General features: G+C 62.2%; 24 protein-coding genes and 3 pseudogenes. 11 read left to right on the top strand and 16 right to left on the bottom strand.

The features are described from left to right. Positions 1-32: 32 nt before the first annotated feature. Positions 33-962, top strand: a complete 930-nt coding sequence (locus tag L8H00_RS15140; RefSeq protein ID WP_242098139.1) for an NAD(P)-dependent alcohol dehydrogenase — start codon at positions 33-35, stop codon at positions 960-962. Between the two features lie 208 nt (positions 963-1,170). Here the strand turns inward: L8H00_RS15140 and L8H00_RS15135 are convergent, their stop codons facing one another. Further along, the gene (locus L8H00_RS15135; RefSeq protein WP_242098190.1) at positions 1,171-1,572 is read right to left on the bottom strand and encodes a helix-turn-helix domain-containing protein; all 402 of its coding nucleotides are present in this window, start codon (positions 1,570-1,572) and stop codon (positions 1,171-1,173) included. 158 nt (positions 1,573-1,730) lie between these two features. On the opposite strand from L8H00_RS15135, the gene L8H00_RS15130 reads away from it, so the two are divergent. Together L8H00_RS15130 and L8H00_RS15125 are read left to right on the top strand one after the other, a co-directional pair. Continuing rightward, positions 1,731-2,501, top strand: coding sequence for an SDR family NAD(P)-dependent oxidoreductase (locus L8H00_RS15130; RefSeq protein ID WP_242098138.1), 771 nt, complete (start codon positions 1,731-1,733; stop codon positions 2,499-2,501). A gap of 36 nt (positions 2,502-2,537) precedes the next feature. Then, complete coding sequence (locus tag L8H00_RS15125) at positions 2,538-2,897, top strand: hypothetical protein (RefSeq protein WP_242098137.1); 360 nt, start codon at positions 2,538-2,540, stop codon at positions 2,895-2,897. 305 nt (positions 2,898-3,202) lie between these two features. On the opposite strand, the gene L8H00_RS15120 is transcribed toward L8H00_RS15125, so the two are convergent. Both L8H00_RS15120 and L8H00_RS15115 read right to left on the bottom strand, forming a co-directional pair. Further along, positions 3,203-3,340, bottom strand: coding sequence for a transposase (locus tag L8H00_RS15120; RefSeq protein WP_242098136.1), 138 nt, complete (start codon positions 3,338-3,340; stop codon positions 3,203-3,205). A 74-nt stretch (positions 3,341-3,414) separates the two neighbouring features. After that, positions 3,415-4,467 (bottom strand): DUF4113 domain-containing protein, encoded by a 1,053-nt coding sequence (locus tag L8H00_RS15115; RefSeq protein WP_242098135.1) that lies wholly within the window; start codon positions 4,465-4,467, stop codon positions 3,415-3,417. Here L8H00_RS15115 and L8H00_RS15110 point away from each other — a divergent pair. Further along, a pseudogene (locus tag L8H00_RS15110) lies at positions 4,423-4,557 on the top strand (integrase core domain-containing protein); the annotation flags it as partial. The gene L8H00_RS15115 and the pseudogene L8H00_RS15110 overlap by 45 nt on opposite strands. Positions 4,558-4,796: 239 nt before the next feature. Here L8H00_RS15110 and L8H00_RS15105 read toward each other — a convergent pair. The 4 genes from L8H00_RS15105 to L8H00_RS15090 all read right to left on the bottom strand — a co-directional run bounded on the left by L8H00_RS15105 (position 4,797) and on the right by L8H00_RS15090 (position 7,857). Beyond that, the gene (locus L8H00_RS15105) at positions 4,797-5,273 is read right to left on the bottom strand and encodes a hypothetical protein (protein ID WP_242098134.1); all 477 of its coding nucleotides are present in this window, start codon (positions 5,271-5,273) and stop codon (positions 4,797-4,799) included. Positions 5,274-5,443: 170 nt separating this feature from the next. Next, positions 5,444-5,767: a hypothetical protein gene (locus tag L8H00_RS15100; protein WP_242098133.1), complete on the bottom strand. Its 324-nt coding sequence runs from the start codon at positions 5,765-5,767 to the stop codon at positions 5,444-5,446. Then, on the bottom strand, positions 5,764-6,447 hold the full coding sequence (locus tag L8H00_RS15095; RefSeq protein ID WP_242098132.1) for a ParA family protein: 684 nt from the start codon (positions 6,445-6,447) through the stop codon (positions 5,764-5,766). Before L8H00_RS15095 ends, L8H00_RS15100 begins: the two co-directional genes overlap by 4 nt. Before the next feature lie 372 nt (positions 6,448-6,819). Next, entirely contained in the window at positions 6,820-7,857 is a 1,038-nt protein-coding gene (locus tag L8H00_RS15090) for a hypothetical protein (protein ID WP_242098131.1), read from the bottom strand. A gap of 94 nt (positions 7,858-7,951) precedes the next feature. Here L8H00_RS15090 and L8H00_RS15085 point away from each other — a divergent pair, with 94 nt between their 5' ends. Further along, positions 7,952-9,094, top strand: coding sequence for a tyrosine-type recombinase/integrase (locus tag L8H00_RS15085; protein WP_242098130.1), 1,143 nt, complete (start codon positions 7,952-7,954; stop codon positions 9,092-9,094). Positions 9,095-9,781: 687 nt separating this feature from the next. Here the strand turns inward: L8H00_RS15085 and L8H00_RS15080 are convergent. Together L8H00_RS15080 and L8H00_RS15075 are read right to left on the bottom strand one after the other, a co-directional pair. Then, a protein-coding gene (locus tag L8H00_RS15080) for an IS3 family transposase (protein WP_242098129.1) occupies positions 9,782-10,911 on the bottom strand; the annotation gives its coding sequence in 2 pieces (ribosomal slippage) (positions 9,782-10,659 and positions 10,659-10,911; 1,131 coding nt in all). Between the two features lie 433 nt (positions 10,912-11,344). Continuing rightward, positions 11,345-11,635 (bottom strand): hypothetical protein, encoded by a 291-nt coding sequence (locus L8H00_RS15075; protein WP_242098128.1) that lies wholly within the window; start codon positions 11,633-11,635, stop codon positions 11,345-11,347. Positions 11,636-11,978: 343 nt separating this feature from the next. Here L8H00_RS15075 and L8H00_RS15070 point away from each other — a divergent pair, with 343 nt between their 5' ends. The 4 genes from L8H00_RS15070 (at position 11,979) to L8H00_RS19005 (ending at position 16,019) form a co-directional block, all read left to right on the top strand. Next, a complete protein-coding gene (locus tag L8H00_RS15070) occupies positions 11,979-12,560 on the top strand; it encodes a ribbon-helix-helix protein, CopG family (RefSeq protein WP_242098127.1) in 582 nt (193 codons plus the stop codon). Next, positions 12,557-14,071 (top strand): relaxase/mobilization nuclease domain-containing protein, encoded by a 1,515-nt coding sequence (locus tag L8H00_RS15065; protein ID WP_242098126.1) that lies wholly within the window; start codon positions 12,557-12,559, stop codon positions 14,069-14,071. Before L8H00_RS15070 ends, L8H00_RS15065 begins: the two co-directional genes overlap by 4 nt. Beyond that, positions 14,068-15,159, top strand: coding sequence for a hypothetical protein (locus L8H00_RS15060; protein ID WP_242098125.1), 1,092 nt, complete (start codon positions 14,068-14,070; stop codon positions 15,157-15,159). The genes L8H00_RS15065 and L8H00_RS15060 overlap by 4 nt, the downstream gene beginning before the upstream one ends. A 269-nt stretch (positions 15,160-15,428) precedes the next feature. Beyond that, positions 15,429-16,019 (top strand): antitoxin VbhA family protein, encoded by a 591-nt coding sequence (locus L8H00_RS19005; RefSeq protein ID WP_347340744.1) that lies wholly within the window; start codon positions 15,429-15,431, stop codon positions 16,017-16,019. Here the strand turns inward: L8H00_RS19005 and L8H00_RS15050 are convergent. The 3 genes and pseudogenes from L8H00_RS15050 to L8H00_RS15040 form a co-directional block, all read right to left on the bottom strand. Then, a complete protein-coding gene (locus L8H00_RS15050) occupies positions 15,944-16,120 on the bottom strand; it encodes a hypothetical protein (RefSeq protein ID WP_242098192.1) in 177 nt (58 codons plus the stop codon). The genes L8H00_RS19005 and L8H00_RS15050 overlap by 76 nt on opposite strands. Positions 16,121-16,382: 262 nt before the next feature. Continuing rightward, positions 16,383-16,712: pseudogene (locus L8H00_RS15045) on the bottom strand (ATP-binding protein); the annotation flags it as partial. Then, positions 16,712-17,329, bottom strand: a pseudogene (locus L8H00_RS15040) (IS21 family transposase); the annotation flags it as partial. The pseudogenes L8H00_RS15045 and L8H00_RS15040, both read right to left, overlap by 1 nt. 451 nt (positions 17,330-17,780) lie before the next feature. Here L8H00_RS15040 and L8H00_RS15035 point away from each other — a divergent pair. Continuing rightward, on the top strand, positions 17,781-18,344 hold the full coding sequence (locus L8H00_RS15035; protein ID WP_242098124.1) for a hypothetical protein: 564 nt from the start codon (positions 17,781-17,783) through the stop codon (positions 18,342-18,344). A 296-nt stretch (positions 18,345-18,640) separates the two neighbouring features. Here L8H00_RS15035 and L8H00_RS15030 read toward each other — a convergent pair whose 3' ends face one another. Beyond that, the gene (locus tag L8H00_RS15030) at positions 18,641-19,321 is read right to left on the bottom strand and encodes a hypothetical protein (protein ID WP_242098123.1); all 681 of its coding nucleotides are present in this window, start codon (positions 19,319-19,321) and stop codon (positions 18,641-18,643) included. Between the two features lie 100 nt (positions 19,322-19,421). Between L8H00_RS15030 and L8H00_RS15025 the strand changes: the two genes are divergently transcribed. Beyond that, the gene (locus L8H00_RS15025; RefSeq protein WP_242098122.1) at positions 19,422-19,913 is read left to right on the top strand and encodes a winged helix DNA-binding protein; all 492 of its coding nucleotides are present in this window, start codon (positions 19,422-19,424) and stop codon (positions 19,911-19,913) included. 359 nt (positions 19,914-20,272) lie between these two features. Here the strand turns inward: L8H00_RS15025 and L8H00_RS15020 are convergent, their stop codons facing one another. From L8H00_RS15020 to L8H00_RS15010, 3 genes are read right to left on the bottom strand one after another with little or no spacing between them, the layout of a single operon-like run. Next, positions 20,273-21,904, bottom strand: coding sequence for an AMP-binding protein (locus L8H00_RS15020; protein WP_242098121.1), 1,632 nt, complete (start codon positions 21,902-21,904; stop codon positions 20,273-20,275). Then, entirely contained in the window at positions 21,901-23,337 is a 1,437-nt protein-coding gene (locus L8H00_RS15015; protein WP_242098120.1) for an MFS transporter, read from the bottom strand. Before L8H00_RS15015 ends, L8H00_RS15020 begins: the two co-directional genes overlap by 4 nt. Next, positions 23,334-23,732, bottom strand: coding sequence for a hypothetical protein (locus tag L8H00_RS15010; RefSeq protein ID WP_242098119.1), 399 nt, complete (start codon positions 23,730-23,732; stop codon positions 23,334-23,336). The genes L8H00_RS15015 and L8H00_RS15010 overlap by 4 nt, the downstream gene beginning before the upstream one ends. Positions 23,733-23,736: the final 4 nt, after the last annotated feature.

Here is a 23,736-nt window from a genome sequence, read left to right as displayed (position 1 = left end):
CGGACGCCTCCGGCCGAGTAAGGAGCTGGACCATGCGTCGCATTGAGTATTCCCGCTATGGTGGCCCGGAAGAGCTACGGTTGAACAACGTCGAGCCCAAAGCGCCATGTGACGACCAGATTAGCATCAGGGTAAAGGCCGCGTCGACCAACCCGATGGACTGGAAAATACGAGCTGGCACGATGAAGATGATGACCGGCAAGAACTTCCCGCGCGGCGTGGGGACCGACTTCGCGGGTGTGGTCGAGGCGGTTGGGCGAGCGGTGACGCGCTTCAAAGTAGGCGACGCCGTGTTCGGCGCGATGACGGTGAAAGAATCCGCGACCTTCGCTGACACGATCCTCACCGCCGAGGACACGGCCGCTATCAAACCCGAGTCGATCAGCTTCGAGGAAGCGGCGACGCTGCCCATCGCGGGAGCGACCGCTTGGACGGCTCTAATAGACACGGCGAAGTTGCAAAGCGGCCAGCGTGTTCTTGTAAACGGCTGCCTTGGGAGCGTCGGTCGTGCGGCTGTTCAGATCGCAAAGGTTCACGGGGCGAAAGTCGTCGGGACGTGCAGCCCCGGCGGCGTGGCCGAGGCCCAAGCGCTTGGGGTCGATGAGGCCATCGACTACCGGGGGTTCGACCCTAAAACCTACCGCAAGAGCTTCGATGTGGTGTTCGACACAGCGGGCGTCCTGAGTCCTGGCCAGTGCTTGCCCATGCTGACGAGCAAAGGGGTCGCGCTGCACATCAATCTCAATCCTAAAAAAATGATCGGCGTCTTGTTCACGCGGCGCAACAAAGCCGTGATCGCAAAGACGCCCTCCACCATCCTTGAGGAACTTGCCCGGCTCGCCGCCAACGGCAAACTCAAACTGTCGATCGCCGGTGTCATCCCGCTAGCTGACGCCATCCCGGCGATCACAAAGCTGGAGGCGAATGGGCTGCCAAAAGGCAAGCTCGTCATCGTGCCGTAAGGATACCTTGCCATATCAAGCCGCTCGAAAGTCCCAGCCATCACCCGGCGGCATTCCAGTTCCGAAAGCGGCTACTCGTTCATACTGTTGCCGATTTTCGAAGGTATCTCAATCGAGACGATCAGGGCAGGCGTCAGGCCTTTTTCACAGTCCCGACCGGTTGTGACATCGCCACGAGCCTTGACGTACCAAAAGGCCTCTTTGACGATTAAACTTGGCGTCCTTGATCGAATCTTTGTCGCGCCGCGTCCACTGCTTCAAGGTTCTCGGATGCCCAGACCCATACGCCACAAAATGCTGCACCAAGAGTCAGACCCAAGGCGGTAAGTTTATACTCGACCTTTGGGGGCACTACCGGGTGAATAGTGCGCGTCACCAGACCGTCACGCTCCATCTGCCGCAGGGTCTGGGTCAGCATCTTCTGACTGATACCGGCAACCAGCTTGCCTAGCTGTGTAAACCGCACCGTGCCGTGTTCCGTCAGCGCCTCAAGGATCAGCATGGTCCATTTATCGGCGACCCGGCCGATGAGGTCGTTCACCAACGCTTCGATGCGCGGATCGAGATCGGGCGGAGGCGTCTCGATCCGGTAGCGCTGGGCTGCCGCGATCTCCTCCTTGGTGAACTGCGCCAACTGCGTCACTGACACTCTCTTTTAGGTGCGTATAGAACTATTACGTGCCTACTTTACGATAGTTAGTGTCAGTGGGAAAGGGAGAAATGGGCAGGCGATCGTAGGCCCTCAAACTAGCGGCAAGGAACTCAGTCATGAAGCTCAAGGGCAAAACCATCCTGATTACCGGCGGATCGAGTGGGATCGGCCTGGAGCTGGCCAAGCGGCTGCTCGAACGCGGCAACGTCGTCATGGTGACCGGGCGCGATCAGGAGAAGCTCGACGCCGCGCGCAAGGCGGCACCCGGGCTGCATGTCTTCCAGAGCGAGGCGAGCGATCCAGCGGCGATTATTGCGCTTCGCGACGCCGTGCTGGCGAAGTTTGCGGCGCTCGACGTGCTGGTCAACAACGCTGGGATCATGCGCAACCTGAACCTCAATCAGGAGCGCGATCTGCTCGACGTGACGCGCGAGATCGAAACCAACCTGAATGGCCCGGTCCGGATGGTGCAAGCCTTCCTGCCGCACCTGAAGTCGCGCAAGGACGCGCTGATCGTCAACGTGTCGTCGGGCCTGGCGTTCGTGCCGATGCCGATCTCTCCGATCTACTGCGCGACCAAGGCGGCGATCCACTCCTTCTCGCAGTCGCTTCGCGCACAGCTCGCGAACACCTCGGTCACGGTGATCGAGTTGGCCCCTCCGGGCACGGAAACGCCGCTGTTCCGGGGCGAATTCGAGAAGGAGTATCAGGGGCAGAAGGCGATGAGCGTCCAGGTGCTCGTCGGCAAGGCGATCAACGGCATCGAAGCCGGCAAGCTCGAAATCCGGCCGGGCCTGAGCAACGTGCTCAAGGCAATGAGCCGTCTCGCGCCGAGCTTCATGTTCAAGCAGTTGGCGAAGGTCGGCGCGACGACGCAAGCCGCCTGAACACTTCCTCGATCGCACTTCACGAAAGGTAACGCCGTGCATCAGGTTTTCACCTATGCCGCCTATGGCTGGCTCGCTTTCAGCGGCACCGTTCATTTCACGATCGACGTCGTTTCGCAGCACTTTCGGCGCAAGCGGTCCGCTGGGCCGGAGACGACGCTATTCTACGGCCTGCATTCGTCATTCGCGTTGGGCCAGGTGCTGTTCGGACTGCTCTGCCTATGGCTGGCATGGAGTGCCCCGGCGGTTCTGGCGCAGGCACCGGTAACGATGCTCTCGCTTGCCGGGGGCGTGGCGTGGCTTGCGATTACCATCGCCTTCATCAGCTTCCGTGAGCCGAAGATCAATGCGGCTATTTTCATTCTGCTTCTGCTTGCCAGCGCGGCGACCGTTTGAAGCGGCTTCGCACCGCCTCGGCGTAGTTGATCGACAACAACACCCTGTCACAACTGAGAAGGATCATGAGCACTCAAACAACTGAAGGCGATCGGACGAGAAATCGCGGCGTCGAGGCGCAAAAGCTCGTATGGCGGCGACGCGAGATCCCATGTCGCTGGCGGCGACAGAATAACGAACTTCGCCGTAGCAGCACGAGAAATTGTTGTAGGTGGCACAACCGAAGGAGGCTGTTGAAAAAGGCCTGCGCGAAATCGGCGTGGCGGATGGCTGGTGACGCCGGCCACCGGAGGATACGCTGTGTATCAGGCCGACGCAGCCTGCCGGGCGAGCAGCTGAAGGTTGTATGCCGCGGCGGCCATGGTGAACTCCTCGGCGGCTCCTGACAGGCCCCGCAGCTTGAGCGTTCGTAGCCCCAAGTTGCGTTTCAGGTGGCCGAACACGCGTTCGATCCGCTGTCCTCGACGCCGTGCGTGCACATAGTCCAGGCCGCCAAAGCCAAGCGACAGGATCCCGTCTATCGGGCGACCGGGATCTCAGCAATCCGCGTCGTCCATGCCGGGCTCTTCTGGCTCCGCTTCGTATCGAACGCGCGCGCGCCGAAACCCTGCGCCGCGATCCCAATGGTCCCACGCCCGAAGCGATCGTTGAGGCCGTCCATCGCCGCGAGCAGCCCCGGCGCTCGCGGGTCGGTCACGGCGAACAAGTCGCCCTGCCCTGCCCCTTGCGGCACCAGCTCTTCGAGCAGGACGCCGCACTTCGTGTAGACGCCCCCCGGCTGATACATCGCTTCCATCATCTTGCCGGCCATGCCGGCGATGATGCGCGGATCGTTGCTGGGCGGCGAGAGGCGCGTCTGACGGCTCGCAGAGGGCGGGTTCGGCCGATAGCGCGACCCATGCGCGAACACGATCAGACGCGTCGCCGCCAAGCCCTGATGACGGATCTTCTCGGCCGCGCGCACCGCGCGCCGGACCATCGCCTCGCGCAGCTCCTCGAGATCCGTCACCGGCGCACCGAATTGGCGCGTCACCGCCGTCGCCTTGCTCGCCTCCGGCTCGGGCTTGAAGCCGTCGCACTCGATCCCGTTCAACTCGCGCACAAGGCGCTCGAGAACCACGGTGCCGACATCGCGGGCGACCGCCGGTGGCAACGCCACCAGGTCGGCCGCGGTCCGCACTCCCAAGGGGTGCAGCCGCGCCGCCAGCGCCGACCCGATGCCCCAAACCTCCTTCACCGGCCATTCGGCGAAAAGCCGCGCGCGCAGCTCAGCGTCGTGGAGATCGACCACTCCGCCCCAGACTTTCTCCGTAGCTTTGGCGAGAGCGTTGGCGACCTTGGATAACGCCCGCGTCGGGCCGAGGCCGATCCTCGTCGGCAGACCAGTCTGCCGCTCGATCTCCTCGCGCAGCTTGCGCGCTGCCCCGATGTCGCCGAGCCCGTTGGATCGTATTGGAAGCCGGTAGAAACTCTCGTCGATCGAGTAGATCTCAACCAGATCGCTATGCTCCGCGATCACGGCGTTGATGCCAGGACCGTCATCGATCAGCTGCCAGGCTGGTTCGCCCACTATAACGAGGTGCATCCGCACCGCGCTCTAGGCTATCGATCACCCCGCGAGTTCATCGCGCAAACCAGCGAGGCTCTGTCAGGCCTTTAGGGGGCAACAACAACGCGACGGCTCGCCAGCATAGTCAGATCATCAGCCATGCCACTCTACTCCCGAACGCTGGGTATCTTGCACGTCCCGAAGTGCGTGTCAGCAGGGTAACGGATTTCCGCCATTTTAGGCGAGCAGGCGTCGAATCACCATTTCTGCATCATCGTCGGTGGGCATAAAGGTCCAAGCCGCCATCGATCAGCAGGAAAGCCGGCGCGATGCCACCGGGCGCGCGCCACCTACGGCTGCCCCGGCATGACCTGCCCGGTGCGATCCTGTATATAGGCTGGAGTTCCGGACCGAATGATCTCGCAGGTTCGATCGGAACCCCGAACGTCAGTCGGCATCGCAGCCAGCGCCTCAGCTTTTTGGAATGTGTAGACATGATCCTTGCTGGCGAGCGCCTTCGCCATCACCCGCGCGCTGACGCCGGGAGGCATGCGCCCGTGATAGTCGCGGCGATCAAGTCTCTCCTCCATGGCGATAGCATGGAGAAGGAAACCCGCCATGGTGCAGCCCGTCCGCTGCTTGCCGGACCGGCCGTCGAGGATGGTAACAAGCACGAAGGACGGCGATGTCGATCCGTTCTCGACCGCCGCTCGGAACTGCGCCTGATCTTGCACGAAGCCGACGTGCGCCGCTGCGTTTCCGCCTACCGCTGTCAGGCCGATAACAGCCGCTATGCCGCACCTTCTCGTTCGAAGCATAATCCACACCTTCCCGATCCGACGATGCGAGAAATAGTCGGCGGCTAATGAACCTAGGCTGCGCTTGACGCCGTCTCCGAAACCGATGGGTTTCGGACACGACAATCAGCCGATCCAACAGCCGTTTGCTGTCGTGTCCGTATGTCTGGTCCGGAAGGCGCCGTAGCCAAACCGTTCCGTCAGTAGCCTCGCTCTTCCGCGAGATCGAGAAACTTTTCGAGGGCCTCCCAATACGCAATCCGTTCCCGATCGCAGTAATCGATCAACCGCTCCATCACGCGAACGGGGCCTTTGATGCTGATTTGGTGCTGGGGCTCGCCTTGCATTGCAGTGCGTCGACGTCGCGGCAATGTGGCGGGCACCGATGGCTTAATGAAGCCATGATCTCGGCCGATCGTGTCGATAGTAGCGCTCTCCGACCGATCTTGCGATGCCGTCTGCGGCCGGGGCGCGTTTGGCTTTATATCCGACAAGTCTCCAAGGCCGAGGTCAATCTTGCTCATGCTGCGTGCTCCTGAGCCTGCTGCCGATTTCTAATTTCTTGGGTAACTTCAGCCACGAAAGCTGCGGCGTTTTGCCGCGCCTTATCTGTGCCAGCGGCCTCGTCGGTAAGTTCCCAAAGGGAGCGATAGTGGGTGAACATTGCCCTGAACGCAGCCCTGTCATTCAAAGCAATGCGAAACGTGGGGATGTCGGCGTCGCGGAACTGCGTCCGGATTTCCCGTTCGTCGCGCGTGGCTATCGCTGGGTTTACTCGCGTGAAAAGCATCCGATACGGTATCGTACGGCGAAGCGCCCTGCCCTCGTCGATGACAAGTTTGATCGCCCGACTAGCCTGACGGGCGTCAACGGGGGACGCTTGAAGAGGAATGATGACGAGGTCAGTTCGCGAAATGGCGCGAGACATCGCTAAATTCGCCGTGCCTTCGAGATCGACGATAACGAACTGGCTTCGTGTCGCGGTGTCCTCGATCGCATCCAATATTTCGTTGTCCGAAGGCAGCTCGCGACATGAGAACGCCCCGGGCCCGGCATTTTTGGACCAGTTATGAAGCGTTCGGTTTGGATCGCCGTCGATGACGGTTACGCTGGCGCCGGCTTGAGTGAGTCCGCTTGCGAGGATCAGTGCCGACGTGCTTTTTCCGACACCCCCTTTTGGGCTCGCGAAGCTTATGACGGGCATAAAGGACCTCCCAGATCGTCAGTCGCTGGCTCCGTGCGCCAGATCTCTAGAGCGCGGGTTGCCTTCGGTACCCTCTGCTGGACTTGCAGTTAGTCGCATTGCGGTTGGTAGGCAAGACGTCGCTACGGTCTCGTACGGTGCCAAGGCGTTCCCATTCCGATAGTCCGGCACCCACTACCCTCCATTGCATTGGTACTACGGCCTACCAATGGGTACGACTTAATCGGGTATCGTTAGGTAGCCTAGACATGTTCGAGCTACCAAGCGGTACCATCAAGTACCAAACTAGCGGCCATTAAAGTCAAGGTGTACCAACGGGTTCAGCGCATAACAGGATGAAATAGCGCGTAGATAGAAGCCGGAAGACCTGTCCTAAGTCGGTCTATCGGACGAAAACCGAGCGTCAAATTCCGCCATCTCACGATCGAAGTTCTGCAAGAACGAGTTGATGTCGACGTGCGGGATATCCAGCGTGGGACGGGATCGCGGTCGTCCTTTAGGCGGAGCGATAAAACCGAGCGCGATCGCCAAATCAGGAACGACATATGTCCGCCAGGCACGTCGGCCGCTTACCTCCAGTATCAGTCCTAACGATGCAGCGCGGCTGAGAAGTTTGCCTGCGCCAGATAGTGTAAGTTTGAGGCGTCGCGCCACACTCTCCGGCGATTGAACAGGCGCCTGCATCAGTAACGCGACCAGTCGTTTCAAGGCGGTCGGGCGAGCCTCCTTAGCCAAGGCCGATATGGCAAGCACGTGACCATCTTCGATCGCTATCAGGGCCTTTCGGCCTTTCACCGCTGCGGCTTCCAAGCCGCGCAAAATACGACGTGAAGATGGCCCGTGGTCCCGTGGAGCGAACAGGAGTCGACGATCACCCTCAACCAGGCAGGGCAGGGGGCGCTCCGTCAGGCCGAGCCGATGAAGAAACACGGGCAACGATAGCCAGGCATCGATCGAGCGCTCGGCCTTCAGATAGGCTGCTTGAAGAGCAAGCGCGCGTACCAGCATCGGCACAGGCCGGCCCGACTGGTCCGAGGTAGGGTCAAAAGGGAGGTCCTCCGCCCAATGACGGCCATCTGCAACCAGCCGAGCGCGCCACGGAGTGAAGTGCGCAAAGCTATCATCAAGCGTGTGACGGCGTGGTCGATGGGGAATAGAAACGCCCGACCCCCACGAAAATACATCAATATCGTCAATTTCAGTGCCGACCAGCTGCAGCGCCCGGGTATAGCCCATCCAAGCCGCACGGAGGCTCCATGCCTTTGCGGCAGAACTGACGGAAACATGAGCATCCAACCGCCCAATTGCCACGCTCGCCCGCTCGATCAAAACGGCAATCGGCTCAACGTCGTCCTCGAGATCAGATGGCTTTTGAGGTACCATATGACCACGATAATAGCCCGAACACACCTCCTCCGTCTATGTTAACAAGGCTGTCGGTCGCGATAATAAAAGGTTATCGCGATCCTAGCCATTAGCCGCTGATCGCGGTAACGCGAGAACGATGGCTGAAAACGTGCCTTTTCCTCTTCACGATGGCTCAAGCGGCAGCCTTGTCGCCATCGTGGGCCAAGTTACGGCGCTCGCGCCGCAGCGGCGTCTTCTAGATCCACAGCTCGTCGCCGCGGCCTCCCGTGCCTGGTCGGCGAACACGGTGCGCGCATTCCTTTCCGATCTGCGCCTGTGGGATCAATGGTGTCGGCGGTCGCATGTGCAGACCGGCGCGGCGACCGCGCAGACTGTCGCCGCCTATGTTCGCGCGCTCTCCGGCCAGGATGTCAGTACCGAGGCCGCGCGGGCGACCGAGGAGCGCTCCTCTGCAACTATCGGCCGCTATCTCGTCCATATCGGTTGGGCGTACCGCATGGCTGATCGTGAAGACCCGACCGCGGCGCCGCTAGTCCGCCTCGAACTCAAGGCCGCGCGCAAGGCGGTCGGTACTCGTCAGGTCCAGGCGCGGGCGATACGCTTCAAGGGGGATGTCACCGACCTCGACGGGCCTGCAGCCGGCGTCTCCCTCATCGCGCTCATCAAAGCCTGCCGCAAGGATATGCTTGGCGCCCGCGACGAGGCGCTCCTACGCGTTGCCTACGATACCGGCTGCCGACGGTCCGAACTGGTCGCGATCGACGTGACGCACATCGAGGGTCCGGATGGGGAGGGGGCGGGGACGCTGCTCATCCCCAGGAGCAAGACCGATCGCGAAGGGCAGGGCGCGCATGCCTATCTATCGCCGGCGACGATGCGCGCGATCGATCGCTGGCGGGACAAGGGCGGGATCGATAAGGGGCCGCTGTTCCGGCGGGTTGAGACCTATTTCGATGGCAGTGTGCGATCGGTTGGGCCGGGGGCGCTGCATCCAGGCACAATCGGGATCATCTACAAGCGGCTCGTCCGCCAAGCATTCGCGAAGAAACTGTTCGGCGCCATGGGCGAGAGCGAACTCGAGCGATGGATCGCGGCGGTGTCGAGCCACTCGATCCGGGTTGGCGTTGCGCAGGACAATTTTGCGGCTGGAGAAAGCCTGCCGGCGATCATGCAGGCCTATCGCTGGCGTGATCCTAATACTGTGATGCGCTACGCTGCCAAGCTCGCCGCCAAAAGCGGTTCCAGCGCCAGATTGGCCAAGCGGTTCGCGGCCGACTAAGCTATGCGAGCGGCCGCATCGCTTATCGATCCGACCGCAGGCGCGCGTTTGGGCGACGGCAAGGTGAGATTTTGTTGTCGGTCGCGTCAGCGGCCGGAAGAGCCGCGCTCTTCGGGAGCAGATGCCGCCCGTCATTCTGTAGTGGCAGCTGTACATTGTCACGACATAGATTGACGGTAGCAGCTGACCGGCAGGAAGCGCTCAGTCAAGGCAAAGGGTCTCGCAGCCAGCATCGCTAGCGGAACAACGTCGAAAAAGGTAAACCGTCGAGATGAGCGACGATCCAAAATTGTACCGGGCTCGTGCAGACGCCGAGCGTGCAGAGGCTGAGATTGCCACACTCCCTAATGTTCGCACTCGCGCACTTCGATCCGCAGAGCGGTGGGACGAAATGGCCCAGCGTGCTGAACGTGTCCAAAGCCTAGCTGCGGAACGGTATACGCACTCAGGCACTGAGCGAGCGCCATAGCGGCTCCCGCCGTATGTCTGCCTTTGAGCGCGGTTTAGGTGGCTGATAATAGCGAACGTGCTGATCCACGGAGACGACTACCACCGGCTGCGCGTGGCCGCACGACTGACCGCCCGAAGCAAAGAGGCTGCCCAGGCCGATCTAACCAACACGGTCAGAGGTGGCCCCGGTTGTCTGAACAGGCTCGCGGTCTGGATAAGTGGATCGCCGCTGGTTGATCATGCCGCTGCGAGAAGCGGTTGGTCGAAGTATACCTGGTCCGGTGTTCTGGCACCAAGCGCTGAATGTGGCCGGACGCTGTTATAGAACGCAAGATATCGGCCGAGCCCAGCGCGGGCCTCGGGAACCGAGGCGTAGGCGTTGAGGTACACCTCCTCGTATTTCACCGAGCGCCAGAGGCGCTCAACGAACACGTTGTCGCGCCAACAACCCTTTCCATCCATGCTTATGGCGATCTCTTCGCGGTGCAGGACGGCGGTGAAGGCGGAACTCGTAAATTGTGAGCCTTGGTCGCTGTTGAATATCGCCGGCTTGCCATAACGGGCAAGCGCTTCCTCCAGCGCCTCGATGCAGAACGCGACGTCTATTGAGATTGACACCCGCCAGGCCAGCACCCGCCGGGTGAACCAATCGACGATAGCGACCAGATAGACGAAGCCGCGTGCCATGGGCACGTATGTAATGTCGGTCGCCCAAACCTGGTTCGGTCGGGTCACCGCCAGCTTGCGCAGCAGGTACGGATAGATCTTGTGCCCCGTCGCAGGTTTTGACGTGTTCGGACGGCGGTAGATCGCCTCGAGCCCCATTCGCCTCATCAGCGTCGCGACATGCCGTCGCCCGATGACCACGCCTTCCTGCCGGAGCAGATCGCGCAGCATCCGGCTGCCGGCGAACGGATAGAGCAGGTGAAGTTCGTCGATGCGCCGCATGATCGCTAGGTCGGCCGAGGATACAGGCCGCGGGAGATAGTAGATGCTGCCGCGGCTGATATCGAGCTGCTGCGCCTGGCGAGCCAGCGGCAGCGCATGGTCACGGTCGATCATCGCTTTGCGCTCGGCAACAGACCGGCTTTCCCGAGCGCACCGGCCAAAAAATCGTTCGCCAACGTCAGCTCTCCAATCTTGGCGTGCAGCACGGTTATATCGACCGCGGGTTCGCTCGTTGCAGGAGCCGCCCCGAACACGTCTGCCGCCCCCTCCAGCAGCTGCGCCCGCCACTGGTTGATGAGGTTGGGATGTACGTCAAACTGCTGCGCCAGCTCGGCTAGCGTCTTCTCGCCCTTCACAGCAGCCAGTGCCACCTTCGCCTTGCATGCCGGGCTGTGATTCCGGCGGGGTCGCTTGCTCATCTTGCCTCCTCTTCGCGGCCAGCATGACCGCTGTTAGATCGGCAATCCACTTATCCCCGCTGTTCAGATTCCTAGAACCACCTCTGTCCTCGAGTCGTAGTTCGCCACGTAGCACGTGCGGTCGGCATCGGTCGCGTGATCGACGTCGGACTGTTTTACCAGATCCCCGACATAACAGTTGAACCCCAACGTCAGGGACACGGCCGGCCTATCGAGGGGTTCGGTTTGGCAGTGGCATGGAACTGAAGATACTCTCACAGGTACGGCAAACGCCATCGCTCGACTTGTCGCCTCAGAACCCGTATGGCCTCAACCACGTTCGATCCGGTCTGTAGTCCGTGAGGGATTAGCTCGGCCGCGACCTCCAGCTCACGTAGCGCCTGGACCGGCGTCACAGGATCCGACGTGATCGACAGGAACGTCGATTAGCCGATTACGATTCCGTTTTCGCCCCGGAGGCGGGTATAATTGAAGCAAGGTGCGAGGCAACGGCCGCACCACCATGCTGGTTGATAGCCGATGCGATTGCCCGAGCGTCTGACTTATTCATCGCCGCAATTTTGATGCGATCGAGGGCGGCAAGAAGTACGGGTCGGCCAGCATCGCGTGCAGCAACCTCAGCGGCTTTTGCCTGTTCCTCAAGTTGGGCAAGCTCCGCGAGTAAGGCTTTCTTGCGTGTTTCGATCGTGGGAAGATCGGCAGGTTTCGATGACGATCGCGGCATTTGATGGTCTCCAAGGGGTGAGCTGATCAGGGGCGCATCATGTCGGACGACAGCCAAGATTGCTAGAATGATCGATCAACCCAGGATCGCTTATAATCCAATCACAAAACGCGCTCCGAAGGTGCACCTTTTGAGGATCGCCGACGCCGACCAAGAAGAACTGACGATCTAAGAGGGAGCTCACGGCAGACAGTTGCTCCGGCTCCGCGTCTGTGAGAAGATGCAGGGTGCGGGGATGATTTGGAAGACCAATGAGGATGAGAGCTAAGGGATGGCAGGATATGCCTTACGGCACCAATGTCGGACATTGGTTTGTGAGGCGCCGCTGCACGGGGCTTTGGAGATGAAGGTCACGGTCCGGCTAAGCGATGACCTGACGGCGGAGATCGACCGGATCGCCGCTGCGAACGGGCAGACCCGTAGTAGCTGGATCACGACCGCGCTCACCGTCGCGGCGGTGTCTCCGGAGAGTCAGAGCGTGCCGATCATGCCGGTGCAGGGCAGGGGCCATCCGGACGACTATATCCGCGTGACGGTGCGCCTGAACCGGAGCGAGATCGAAGCCATCGACACCGTAGGCGCACCGATGCGGCTCACCCGAAACGAGTGGATCAAGCGTACAATACGCTGGCAGCTATGGGACAAGGCCGCGCTGCTGCGGCTGGCTCCCACGACTCAAACGGAGATCGGCAAGGTCCGTAAGCAGGTCCTCGCCATCGGACGGAACATCAACCAGGCCGTCCACGCGATGAACGCGGCGAACCAGCCGGAAAGCTCCCTCGACATCGCGCGGATCGCGGGCTCGTTCCTTGAGACGTGCGCGGAGCTGAGGGGCCTGCTGGTCGAGACCAGGCGCACGCTGGCGTCGTCGATCGGTGGTGAAATCGGGTATTGGACTCGAAAGGACGAAGGACCAAGCAAGTGAGCTTCCGGTTCTCCTCTGGTACGATGGACTCGATGGCGGGCGTATTCGCGCCCCCTAAGAAATACCGGATGGGATCGGGGGGAGGGAACGCGAAAGGTCCGATGACCGGGGGCACGATCCTCGGCATGGCCGTCGCGTCGATGTTCCCGAAACCTGCATCCTCCTCGGCAGCATCGCGACCGACCACCCAGGCCAAGCACGCGTTTGGAGGCGGGTCACAGACCCGCATGAGCGGCCGCGCCGTGGTGACGGCTGAGCGCACATCGCGCCGTGTGCCGGAGGCCGTTGTTCGGATCACCGGGCGTCAGCATGGGGGCGGCCATGTGCTCGCAAACTTCTCCTACATCAGCCGTCTGGGCCACGCCGATGAGAGCGAGCTGGGGCTTGAGACGAGCGAAGGCGAGGTACTGCGCGATGCCCGCGACATGCAGTTGCTCGCTAAGGAATGGAACGGCTGGGAGATGGATGGCGACGCTCGAAGGAAGGGCGCGACGTCGATCTCCATGATCCTTTCGATGCCCACCGGCACCGACCCCGAGCGCCTGAAGGGCGCGGCCCTCGACTTTGCGCGGGAGGAGTTTGCGAACCGGTCATGGGTTGCGTCGCTCCACGTCGACCGCGAACACCCACACGTTCACCTCACCATCGCGCGTCGCGATCATGACGGGCGGCGTTTCCATCCAGACAGGGATGACCTCTTCCGCTATCGCCAGCGCTTCGCCGAAAAGCTGCGCGATCGCGGCATCGAGGCGAACGCGACGCCGGCGAAAGCACGCGGCATCGACCCCAAGCATGAGCCGATCGCCGCCGTGAAAATGCGCGAGAAGGGGCAGGTTCCGGAGATCGACAAGAGCCGCCTCGCACGCGCACAGCGGCTCCGCGAGCAGAGCCGCGAAGACCCGGTTGTGGCTATGCTGGCGAGCCGGCAGGCGACGGTGCGCGCCACCTACGTTCGCTCGATCACCGAGCTATCGGCATCGCCGTCGGCTGCTGACCAGCTCGTTGCGCGGAGCCTAGAACGCTTCGTTACGACGATGCCGGCGCCGGAACCGAACTCCGTCAGGGCAATGCGTCTTGCCGCCGAGAAGCGTGTCGAACCTATAGTCTCGGCGCCGGTTCTCGCACCCGTTCGCGTCCCCCCCGTGACGGCGCCACGCATCGACACCGGGATCGACAGACTTCAGGCTTTGCATGACCGGCTGACTGCTCCGGCCGCCGAAGGGAAACCGACAAGCTTCCAGCGCGAGCGCGAGGTTGAACCACCCAACGACGTGGCAAGACGGATTCGTGAGATCGTCGAGAAAAACCGTGGCGGCCGTGGCAAGGATGAGGATCACGACCAGGCAGGCACGCTGAGCGATCGACTACGTGCGATTACCGAGGAAATCAGTGGGCCTAGCGAGCCTACCGATTTCACCCGCGCCCACGAGATCCTTCGACAGGCGGAGGAGCGCAACCGAGAGCGGCTCGACCGCGATCGGATGAGGGATAGGGACGGACCCAGCAGATGAGTTCCGACGCTTCCACTGTTGCTCTGGCCGCCCTGATGGACGCCGTGTCCTTGCTCCGGGGCGAGGTGGCGGCGCTTGCTAGGAGCCATGCCCGGGTGGAGGAAACTCAACTGGAGATGCAGCGCCGGCTCGACGTGATCGACACCGGTCTGGCGCCCATCAACAGCCTCTTACCCTTCCAAGAGGCGATCCTGGCCAACATCGTCGAAGGCGACGCAACCACGCATAAATGGCTCCGGTTGCTTGAACCGATCATGGGCAAGATCGCCGACCAGACCGATCACAACCGTGACGCGATCGGCGCACTCCACCAGGACGTTCTTCGGACCCAAGAAGCCGCCGACACGGGTCAGAGGCGCACCGCTGGAATTGCTTCTGGCCTAGAGATCATTGCGGAGCGGCTGACCTCGGCTATCGCCGAAAGCCGAAAAAAACAAAGTGCCGACTTCAAGTCAACCGGCGAGTTAATCGCCGTCACCGGTGCGGCGGTTCTGGGCCGGCCTGTGCCGCTCCCAGTCCATCTCGAAGACAACCCTATGCTGGAGCGGTTGGTTCTCAGCCAACCTGCCGACTTGGCGTCGACCGAGCGCGCCCTGGTCGATTGGCAAACGGCGATCGCGAGCGCCAACGCAGCAGATTTGATCGCACTTCTCAAAAAGCAGCAGACCCCTTCACCGACCGACACACCGGAGTCCCGTCTCCTTCGGTATCGGCTCGCAGCCATAACGCGAGCAAAGATCGAAGAGCGCGGAGCAGTACCACCTGCGCGGCCGACCACAACACGGGCAACGGATCGATCAGCAGCAACCGGCTTTGAACGGTCTCAGGAACTCGCGGAGCTATGGCGAAAGGGCGAGAGTACGGAGCTATATGCCGAGCCCGAATTGGCAGGCGCGATCGATCTCTTCGACGCTGCGGAACGCCAGCTCGCACCCACCGAGGGCGGAGCTTCTCCGCCCGAGTTGGTGACGCTTCACCGCGACCTAGCCCAGCGCATCGAAACCGGAAGCCGGCCGAAGATCGAAGAGAGCGACCTCGATGCGAGGCGCGCCCGCGCAAGCGCGGCCGAGCCCAGCAAGGACCGCTAAGGCAGCGACAGGACGTTGAAACCCCTCATTCGCTTGGCCTCAGACCCGCGCCTACCCGAGCGAGATCAGTCAAAAACTCTGCAAACACCCGTCCGTCATCCATGTCCTCAAACGGCAGGCTAGAGGGATCCTCGAAGCGATCCAACCAGTCCCGGACTCGATTACGCAAGATATGAGCGTTTTCCCGTTCCACCAACGCGCTGGCAATAGCAGCCGCTTGCATTGAATAACCCTAGCCAGGCAGGCCCGCGGGGCAGCGATTGGTTTCCATGGTCTTTCCTTTCTCGAATAGAGCCGAAGGCGATGCGCACATCGACTTCTGGCCCTCCCCGAGAGCGGGGGGTGAATGGGCAAAACTAGGGCCGATCGAGGGGGAGGGGGATCACCCGGCCTGCACCAGAGCGCAGCGCCGGGAAGGTTGGGGAAACCCCCTCGATCGCCAAGCGGAGCGCTTGCGCGAAGACGGTCCAGCCCTTGCCCAGAGGGGGATGCACCCCCCTCCATCCGCACCGCAAAGCGGTGCTGCGAATGACCGCCGGCCGCCGGCCGCCAGCATTATCAAAGGGGAGGGTGCACTCTGTTCCTCGTATCAAGCAGGGCTTTGTGCTATGAAGTTCGCTCGAAAGGATCGCCCGATAAATGTCGCAACGCCCGTCACATCATCTGCCACTGCGATCAGCGAGGCAGAACGCGCACGCCGCCTGAGCGAGGTAAACTTCGCTCGAGGAAGTGTTCGCTATGAAGGCGGCATCCTCTCGGACGAGATCGAGCAACTCAACGCGCGCTACGTCGCCGGCGAAATCACCAGCGACGAGCTGACCGCGGCTATCCTGTTATCAGACACTGTTCGCTCGGCTTGATTAGCCAGCGCGAAGCCGCCCTTACCTTTGCACGGGTTCGAGAGCTTCAACACGATCCGGTAAAAGGCCAGTTCGATGTAGCCCATCTTCAGGAGGTGCATCGCCGCATCTTCCAGGATCTACCCGAACATCGTCCAGGCGAGTTCCGACCGGATGCGCCGGGCCACTTCAAGAACCGTGAGTTGGAGGCGTCAGGCAATCGCTTCCTCGTGCCGTATGCCCTCCGACCCGAGATCGATCGCAATCTCGGCCCGACGCTCGAAGCTGTAGCGCGACGATCTGGGTGAGAGGCGCGTCAATCAGGATGAGAACTGATTATCGCGGCGCGACGCGGATGGCTGGTCGGATTGTCGCTGGCAAGGGTTATGTCGCGTCCTGATTGTCGCGGGACGGCGGCTGCTCGGTCGTTTTGATTGTCGCATAGGTTGGGGGTCGCCCTGCGCCGGTGCGCCGCTGGACGGCGGTTCGTCGCCGGTAGCTTTCGACGTTCATCTCGAAGATGGTGGCGTGATGGACGAGCCGGTCGACGGCCGCGAGGGTCATGGCGGGATCGGGGAAGATCCTGTTCCATTCGCCGAACGGCTGGTTGGCGGTGATGAGCATCGAGCGCTGCTCGTAGCGGGCGCTGATGAGCTCGAAGAGCACCGACGTCTCGGCCTGGTCCTTGGTGACGTACGCCATGTCGTCGAGGATCGGGCATCGGCGTCCAGGTTGCGGAACGCGGCCGACAGGCTGTCGCTGCGATGATCGATCGGGCTGCCGCCGAGCGCCCACAGCGCGTTCTGCAGCCCTTCGGCGAGCGCCACATAGCTCTCCCCGCCCAGGATCACATGGGCATGCTCGAACCCCGACCAGACGAGACGGAAGTGATAAAGCCGGTGATCGAGGGGGATGCCGCCAACGGTGATGCCAAGATCGGCCATGTCGGTGAAGTCCGACAACCCCATCCGGCCTGGTTCGTGGGTCTGGCGGAAGATCACCTCCTGCTCCTCGCCGTGAAGCGCCCGCCAGCTGCGGATCCGCCGCTCCAGCGTCCGGCGGACCCCGGTCCCGAGATCGGGATGGCGGCGCAGTATCTCCTCGAACACCGCGATCGACCGCAAACCCGGTGCCGCGCGCAGCAACGGCACGACCTCGGCGTCGAAGATATCGGCCAGCGGGTCGGGTCGACGTCGTCCCCGGACACTCGTCTTCTACGATGGCAGCTGCGGATCGTGCGCGATCCGGTATCCGGTCGCCGTGCTGAACCCGGCCTTGGCCGCCGCTGTCGCGACGCCGTCACTGTGTCGGAACTTCATATAAAGCCTCATCTGATGATCGTTGATGTGGCGACCAGGCATCCGAGGCTTCCCCTGCGAGAGAGGAAGCCGGGATACCCGACCGACCGTGATCATCAGCGGCAACGCCCCGTCGGGAACGCGCCATCGGGAGGGGCTACATCGGCTCCGGGCTACGCCCTGCACCGCCGTACCCCCTCCCGATCCTCATCCTGTTTGACGGCGCGTTCTCATCCTGATCGCCGCGCCGCACGAAGCCCTACAAGGTGGCAAGGCGCTACGGGGCTATGACACGCTGGACATGTCCGAAGCGGTCGCACAGACCTATGCGCGCCTCGACTATCTTCATCCGTTCTGAGAGGGCAACAGCCGCACGCTCCGGACCTTCACGGAGCAACTGGCCCGCGAAAACGGGCATCAGCTCGATTGGGGAACGACTAACGTCACACCGCAGTCCCGCGACGCCCTCTACATCGCGCGTGACATGGCCGTGATCCAGCTCCGAAACCCTGGCGTCACGATGGCTGACGCGATGGCGGCGACGACACGGGAAGACTACGAACTCAAGTTCAATCTCGCGAACCAGGTCCAGCGCTACAAAAACGCCGATCCTCTCGAGGAGATCGTCCGACGCTCGCTGGAGCGGGGTCGCGACCAGGAGCCATCCGATCGTCGCATGACGATCAGGGATGTGGCGCGCGAGATCGCGGTCATCGAGCCGATCGCCCACAACCAGGCCGAACGGAACGTCGAGGACATGCGCCTGGCCGTCTTGCGGAAAAAGGAGCCGGCGTCAGAACTCGGCCGTGCGAGCAACATGCGTGATTGGGTGGCCCGCGAGGGCACAATGTCGGCGCTAACCGACCGGCTGGCCGATGTAACCAGCGGCCATATCACCATCCGCTATGAGCCGGGAGCATCAGCCCTTGATCGGCTGACAGCGGTGGCCGACGGGATCAACCTCGAGCTGGCGAGACAGCGAACCACCCCGGCGCCGACCATAACCCCTCCGGTCCGCGACGTCGATCGAGGCGATATCGAGCGCTGACAATACGCTTAACCCGGGACCGGTGAGGATGTTCGAGATTGTACCTGAGCAGCCTTTGCGGCGCATAGATCGAGTGACGGGTTGCGTGACATGGATCGCCTACGATCGAACAGGACCAGCGATCGTCACGCAAACCCTCGTTTGCGGAGCGTCCCGTTTCTCCACGTTCAACGGGCAATTTCGGGAAAACTCATTTGGAACAGGTTTCGGGAAAGCCGGTCGGGGGTGACGTAGGCGATCGGCCCAAACTACCCGGCTGTCTCGCTGAACCTTCGTTTTCGAGAAGGTGGTTCACGTCATAGTCTTTCGGAGGGCAGGCCGCCTGTCGCCCGACAACGGCGGCTCATAATCGCGAAGCCGACTGCAAGAGCGAGATCCACGAGCAACAGCGACACCGGGATATGAAGGAGTTCGATGCGTGATAGCGCCGGAACCAATGCACCCGGTCCCGACACACGACCCGCAAACGTGTCCACCTCCAGCAGGATCGGCAGTGGCAAAAGGTAAGCGAGCCCAACCCGCCACCAACGTCCTCGCGTCATTGCGGCGCGCCATGCGATGACGACGGGGGATAATCCGATCAGGAACAACAACGCCGCGATCACCCAGGCGTGATCGAAGCCCAGCTTGCGTGCAACATCGAGTTCGTCGCCTCCACCCAGCATTGGGGGCACCCAGCGCAGATGGTAGTAGCTCGCGAAGACAAGCCCGAATGCCGGGAGCGACGGACGATGGCGCAGCCAAGCAGTAGCTCCATAGGCAATGACTAGGCTGATCGCCGGCCCGAGCAGCTCGGTCGTGAGGTCCGGCACGCGGGCGCAACCATCGGCGATCGTGAAGGTCGATAAGCTCACCGTTCCAAGGCGTCCGCAGACGATGCCGCCGAACAGGTGATGCCCTAGTTCATGCGCCTGATAGCAGAGCCCCAGCAGGCACAAGAAGGCACCGATCGCCGCCGGTGTGACCGGCACCGCCACGTCCCAATGCTTCTTTACAATCATCGGTATCGTCGCCACCCTTCCATGCCGGCCACTTTTATGTAAGGACTTACATATTAGTCAACCGGAGTGAAGATCGATGGAGGCGGAAACGGACCAGCCGGATTTCGTGCAGGCAGAAGGCGTGTTCTTCCTCGCCCACATCCTGAGGCGGCTATCCGATGAGATCATCGAAGGATGCGTGTCATGGTATGCCGACATGGGCTTGGACGTGCCACCGCGCACGGCCTCGACCTTGCACCTGCTCTATCGGCGTGGACCGCAATCGGTGACGAAAATGGCTTCGGCGCTTCGCCAGTCTCACCCGCTTGCGATCCAATGGATCAGGCAACTTACCACGCTCGGGCTAGTCGAAACGGCCAAGAATGAAGCCGACCGGCGGCGCACGATCGTGTCGCTTACCGCGCAAGGCATCGCCATGTCCGAGCGTCTGGTCGGCTCACATGAGGCTTTCGAGGTTGCCTACGCGCAGCTTGTGCAAGACGCCGGTGCCGATCCGTTCGACGGTTTGTGGCGTTTGGAAGGTGCCTTGCAAAAGCGTTCTATGACTGATCGCCTGCGCCTCGCGTAGTGAGCTTGCTACAAGCGAGCTTTCCCGATCAACGATCCCAATCAGAACGGTCGGAGCGCTTAGCGTACGATTTCGAACATGCTCCAGCCGGCCCCCTGGCCAGGGTGTGCCACGTGGCACGGCTTACCCTGATATGGCCCTGACAGCGGGTAAGACGGCCGACCGTGCGGCGATGCGGGTGCTGTTCGGCGCGCTAGCACTGGCCATAGTGGTGATGGCACCTCCCGCCCAGGGTTTAATGCTGATTCTACCGCTGACGTCGGCGGCTCGCCCAGTGGCCACCGCCATCCGAGCCGGTGGCGCTCTAATCGCTCTCGGCCCGATCTACGGTTCCATCATCGTCCGCGGGGACAGGAACCTCATCGTGCCTGCATCCCTGGAAGATGGAAGCGTCGTGGTGTCGCCGCTTTACGCAGTTCGGCGCGTAGGGTCTTGCCAACTGCCGATTTAGGCAAGCTTTCTATAAACACGAACTCGCGTGGTACCTTATAAGCGGCAAGCGACAGCCTGCAGTGACGGTCGAGTTCTTCTGGCGTTGCAGTTGCGCCTCGCGACACGACGTATGCGCGGACGGCCTCGCCTGAGCGTTCGCTTTCCACCCCTACCACAGCCGCCTCGAGCACCTGCGGGTGCGAGGCGAGCACTGCCTCGACCTCGTTGGGATAGACGTTGAACCCGGACACGAGGATCATGTCCTTCTTGCGGTCCATGATCGTAATTACGCCGAGCGAATCGATTACCGCGATGTCACCAGTCCTGAACCAGCCGTCCGCGAACGCGTCTTCCCGGATCGATGTATCGAGATAGCCTGCGGCGACCTGCGGCCCGCGGACGAGCAGTTCGCCTGCGATGCCTGGCAAAACATCGGAGCATTCGTCGTCGACGATGCGGACGGCCGCCCCCGTTACCGGGAAGCCAATAGAGCCGATCCGTCGGGCGTTCGTCGGCGGGTTGCAGCTGACGATCCCCGTCGTTTCGGTAAGCCCGTAGCCCTCCAGGATGGGGCCAACGAGCCGTTCCCATTCGATGGCGACGGACGCACGAAGCGCGGCACCTCCAGCAATAGCGAACTTCAGCCGGGGAGGCGACGCCTGGAACCATTCCTCCGCGAGAAGGCCTGCGTAGAGCGTGTCGACGCCCGCCATCCAGTCGATAGCGTGGTGTTCGAATGCCGGGCGGAGGTTCGAGATCGGGCGGGCCAGCGGCACGACAATATTGTGGGTGCCTGCGTCCACATAGACGAGCATGCCGAAGAGGAACGCGAAGATGTGATAGAGCGGTAGCGCAGTCAGCGCGGTGCCGTTGGCTATCGGCGATCCGTGGCTGCCGAAGAACTCACCCACCATCGTCCTAGTCGCGAGCAAGTTGGCGGCGGTGATTATCGCGGCCTTGCTGCTTCCGGTGGTGCCCCCGGTATATTGGTAGAGGCAAATGGGGTGGCGGAGGCGAAACGCTGCGGCGTCGCCCTCGAGGGTTTCTCCGAATGCCCAGCATCGCTCGGCTCCGCCGAGCGACAAGGGATTGGGCGCAACATTGTGTTCCGCCGTTACCGGAATGCCGGCACCGTCGACGATGACCATGTCGAAGTCGGGAAGGTTGTTCGAGCCACGGACAAGGTCAGCGGCGGACCGGTCGGCGACCATTACGCGTGCGCCGCTGTCTAGCAGCTGCCGCCAGGTTTCTACCGCCGTATAGTAGGGATTGACCGGCGTGACGATCAGCCCCGCCTTCCACGCGCCGAAGACTACGATTGGAAATGCCAGGCCATTGGCGAGCTGAACCGCAACGACGTCGCCTGGTTTTGCGCCTAGGGGGGATGCCAAGAAGCCGGCGAACACGTCCGACAGGTGATCGACGTCTGCAAAGCTCAGCGTCTCGCGCGTGCCGTCCGGCATGACGACGGTATACGCAGGGCGCATGCCGAACCGGCGTGCGGCATCGGTCGCTAGATCGGCCGGATGGGATACCGGATCGATATCGGGTCGCGTCATTGGAGCGCCTCTCGTTCAGCGGTTTCCTCGACATATCGTCCGCCGCCCCGAACGAGCAGAAGCATCAACAGCCCTGCCACGAGCAGTCCCGAGAGAGGCAGCAGACCGGCGCGCTGCGAGCCGGTGGCCGCGGTGGCGATCTGTACGAGGAGTGGTCCGAGCCACATCGTCGCGGTGCCGGCAATGACGAACAGTCCGAAGAAGATGCCGATCTTGTGGGGTGGCACGACCCGCGTGAGCATTGTGCGGCTCGACGCGTAGGCGGCCGTCACGGTAATTGCGCCGAGTATGTCGCATCCAATCAACGCCAATTCAGGTGCTGTGCGGAACACCGGACCCGACCAGGCTGCTGCGTGAGCCGCCGGATCAAACGCCCGGTAGAACAGGAGCTTCGGCGTGTTGCCCAGCGAGAGTAGTTGTCCTACCACCACGCCCGTAATCTCGATGATCAGCGCGCGCTTGGGACCGAACCGCTCGTCAAGCCAGCCTGCCAGAAGGCCGCCCGCGACTGCGAACGTCGACAGGATGAGACCAAGCGCGAGCAGCTCCACGGTATGCCAGCCCATCACCCCGGCCGAGTAGACGCCGGTGAAGATCAGGATGCCGGTGAGGCCGTCGATGAACAGGAGGCTGGCACCCAGATAGACCAGGGCGTCGCGGTATCCCCGCGCTTCGAGGACGAGCGTTCGGAGGTCGCCAAACGCGAGTCGGACGGCGCGACCGACGCGTATGCCGTTCGATGGGATGTCGGGCACCCACCTTAGAAGTGGTAGCGTACCAAGTGCCAGCAGCACGGCGGCGATCACAGGCACGATCCGGTCCTGCTCATGTGTCGCAACGTTCAGCCCGAACAACGGATGCGTGGGCACGATGCCTCCGCCGCCCTTGGCAGGCAGCGCGAACGCCCACAGCGTGAATACGAGCGCGGAAACGGACCCGATGTTGCCGAGGGCGAGGCCCAGACCCGATGCCGTTCCTGCGCGGCGCAGGCCCGCTGCAGGGATCAGCAGCGCGTTGTGCAGTGTCTGCGTCCAGGCGAACAGCACCGCCAGCGCGGCAAGGATCGCGATCGTCGTCGGCACGCTGAGCCCAGCGCCGCCCGGCTTGGCCCACCACAGAATGATCATGAGCGGCAGCATGATCGCGACAACGCCGGCAAGCCATGGCTTGCGTGGACCCATCCGGTCCACGACCGCGCCGAGCAAGGGGGCGGTCAGTGCGACGACCCAACCACCATATTTGGCTCCGGACGCTACCAGGGCCTGCCCGCGCACCGGGTCCCCGATCACCGTGGTCACGAGGTAGGGCACAAAGACGTAGATCGTGACCAGCGCAATGAAAGGGTCGCGACCGCCCTGGAACGCCGCCCAGGCCCAGCCTGCGGCGCCGATCGGGCGATTGTTTGCTGCGTCGGGCGGTGTGGCGTTGATCAACGGATGTCCTCGCCGGAAAGCAGCCAAGCCATCGCATCGTCCTCGTTATCAAAGAGGCGTTGGTTGGCGATGGCGATGCGGTCGACCTGCCGCTTCAGCAGTGCACTGGAGACGATTGTGGCCAACCGGCGCGGTGGGGGCGTGACTGTACCTAATTCTTTCTGCCATGCGGCCACTACGTCCTGCGACTGCACGCCGCCCTTGCGGGTGTCGACCATGGCCGCGATGCTGCCAGGCGGGCATCCTTGGGTACGCATCCCTTGCACGGCGTCGCCAAGGGCCGCATTGTATCTGAGCACGTCGGCTACCTCCCAGTGACCCATCAGCGCGATGCGAAGCAGATGTCGTTTGGGATCGGCGATGATCCTGAACTTGTCGTCGTCGATCCCGGCCACCTCA

Origin of the sequence: Sphingomonas sp. CROZ-RG-20F-R02-07 (assembly GCF_022662335.1) — a bacterium.
In the GTDB taxonomy this organism is placed as follows: Bacteria; Pseudomonadota; Alphaproteobacteria; order Sphingomonadales; family Sphingomonadaceae; genus Sphingomonas.
This window is presented reverse-complemented; position numbering and strand designations above follow the sequence as displayed.

Coding starts and splice junctions, on each gene's coding strand:
- L8H00_RS15035 (WP_242098124.1), top strand. CDS start 17,781: ATGGCCGTGATCCAGCTCCGAAACCCTGGCGTCACGATGGCTGACGCG.
- L8H00_RS15020 (WP_242098121.1), bottom strand. CDS start 21,904: ATGACGCGACCCGATATCGATCCGGTATCCCATCCGGCCGATCTAGCG.
- L8H00_RS15070 (WP_242098127.1), top strand. CDS start 11,979: ATGAAGGTCACGGTCCGGCTAAGCGATGACCTGACGGCGGAGATCGAC.
- L8H00_RS15060 (WP_242098125.1), top strand. CDS start 14,068: ATGAGTTCCGACGCTTCCACTGTTGCTCTGGCCGCCCTGATGGACGCC.
- L8H00_RS15100 (WP_242098133.1), bottom strand. CDS start 5,767: ATGAGCAAGATTGACCTCGGCCTTGGAGACTTGTCGGATATAAAGCCA.
- L8H00_RS15050 (WP_242098192.1), bottom strand. CDS start 16,120: ATGCACCTCCTGAAGATGGGCTACATCGAACTGGCCTTTTACCGGATC.
- L8H00_RS15085 (WP_242098130.1), top strand. CDS start 7,952: ATGGCTGAAAACGTGCCTTTTCCTCTTCACGATGGCTCAAGCGGCAGC.
- L8H00_RS15075 (WP_242098128.1), bottom strand. CDS start 11,635: ATGCCGCGATCGTCATCGAAACCTGCCGATCTTCCCACGATCGAAACA.
- L8H00_RS15130 (WP_242098138.1), top strand. CDS start 1,731: ATGAAGCTCAAGGGCAAAACCATCCTGATTACCGGCGGATCGAGTGGG.
- L8H00_RS15025 (WP_242098122.1), top strand. CDS start 19,422: ATGGAGGCGGAAACGGACCAGCCGGATTTCGTGCAGGCAGAAGGCGTG.
- L8H00_RS19005 (WP_347340744.1), top strand. CDS start 15,429: ATGGTCTTTCCTTTCTCGAATAGAGCCGAAGGCGATGCGCACATCGAC.
- L8H00_RS15095 (WP_242098132.1), bottom strand. CDS start 6,447: ATGCCCGTCATAAGCTTCGCGAGCCCAAAAGGGGGTGTCGGAAAAAGC.
- L8H00_RS15140 (WP_242098139.1), top strand. CDS start 33: ATGCGTCGCATTGAGTATTCCCGCTATGGTGGCCCGGAAGAGCTACGG.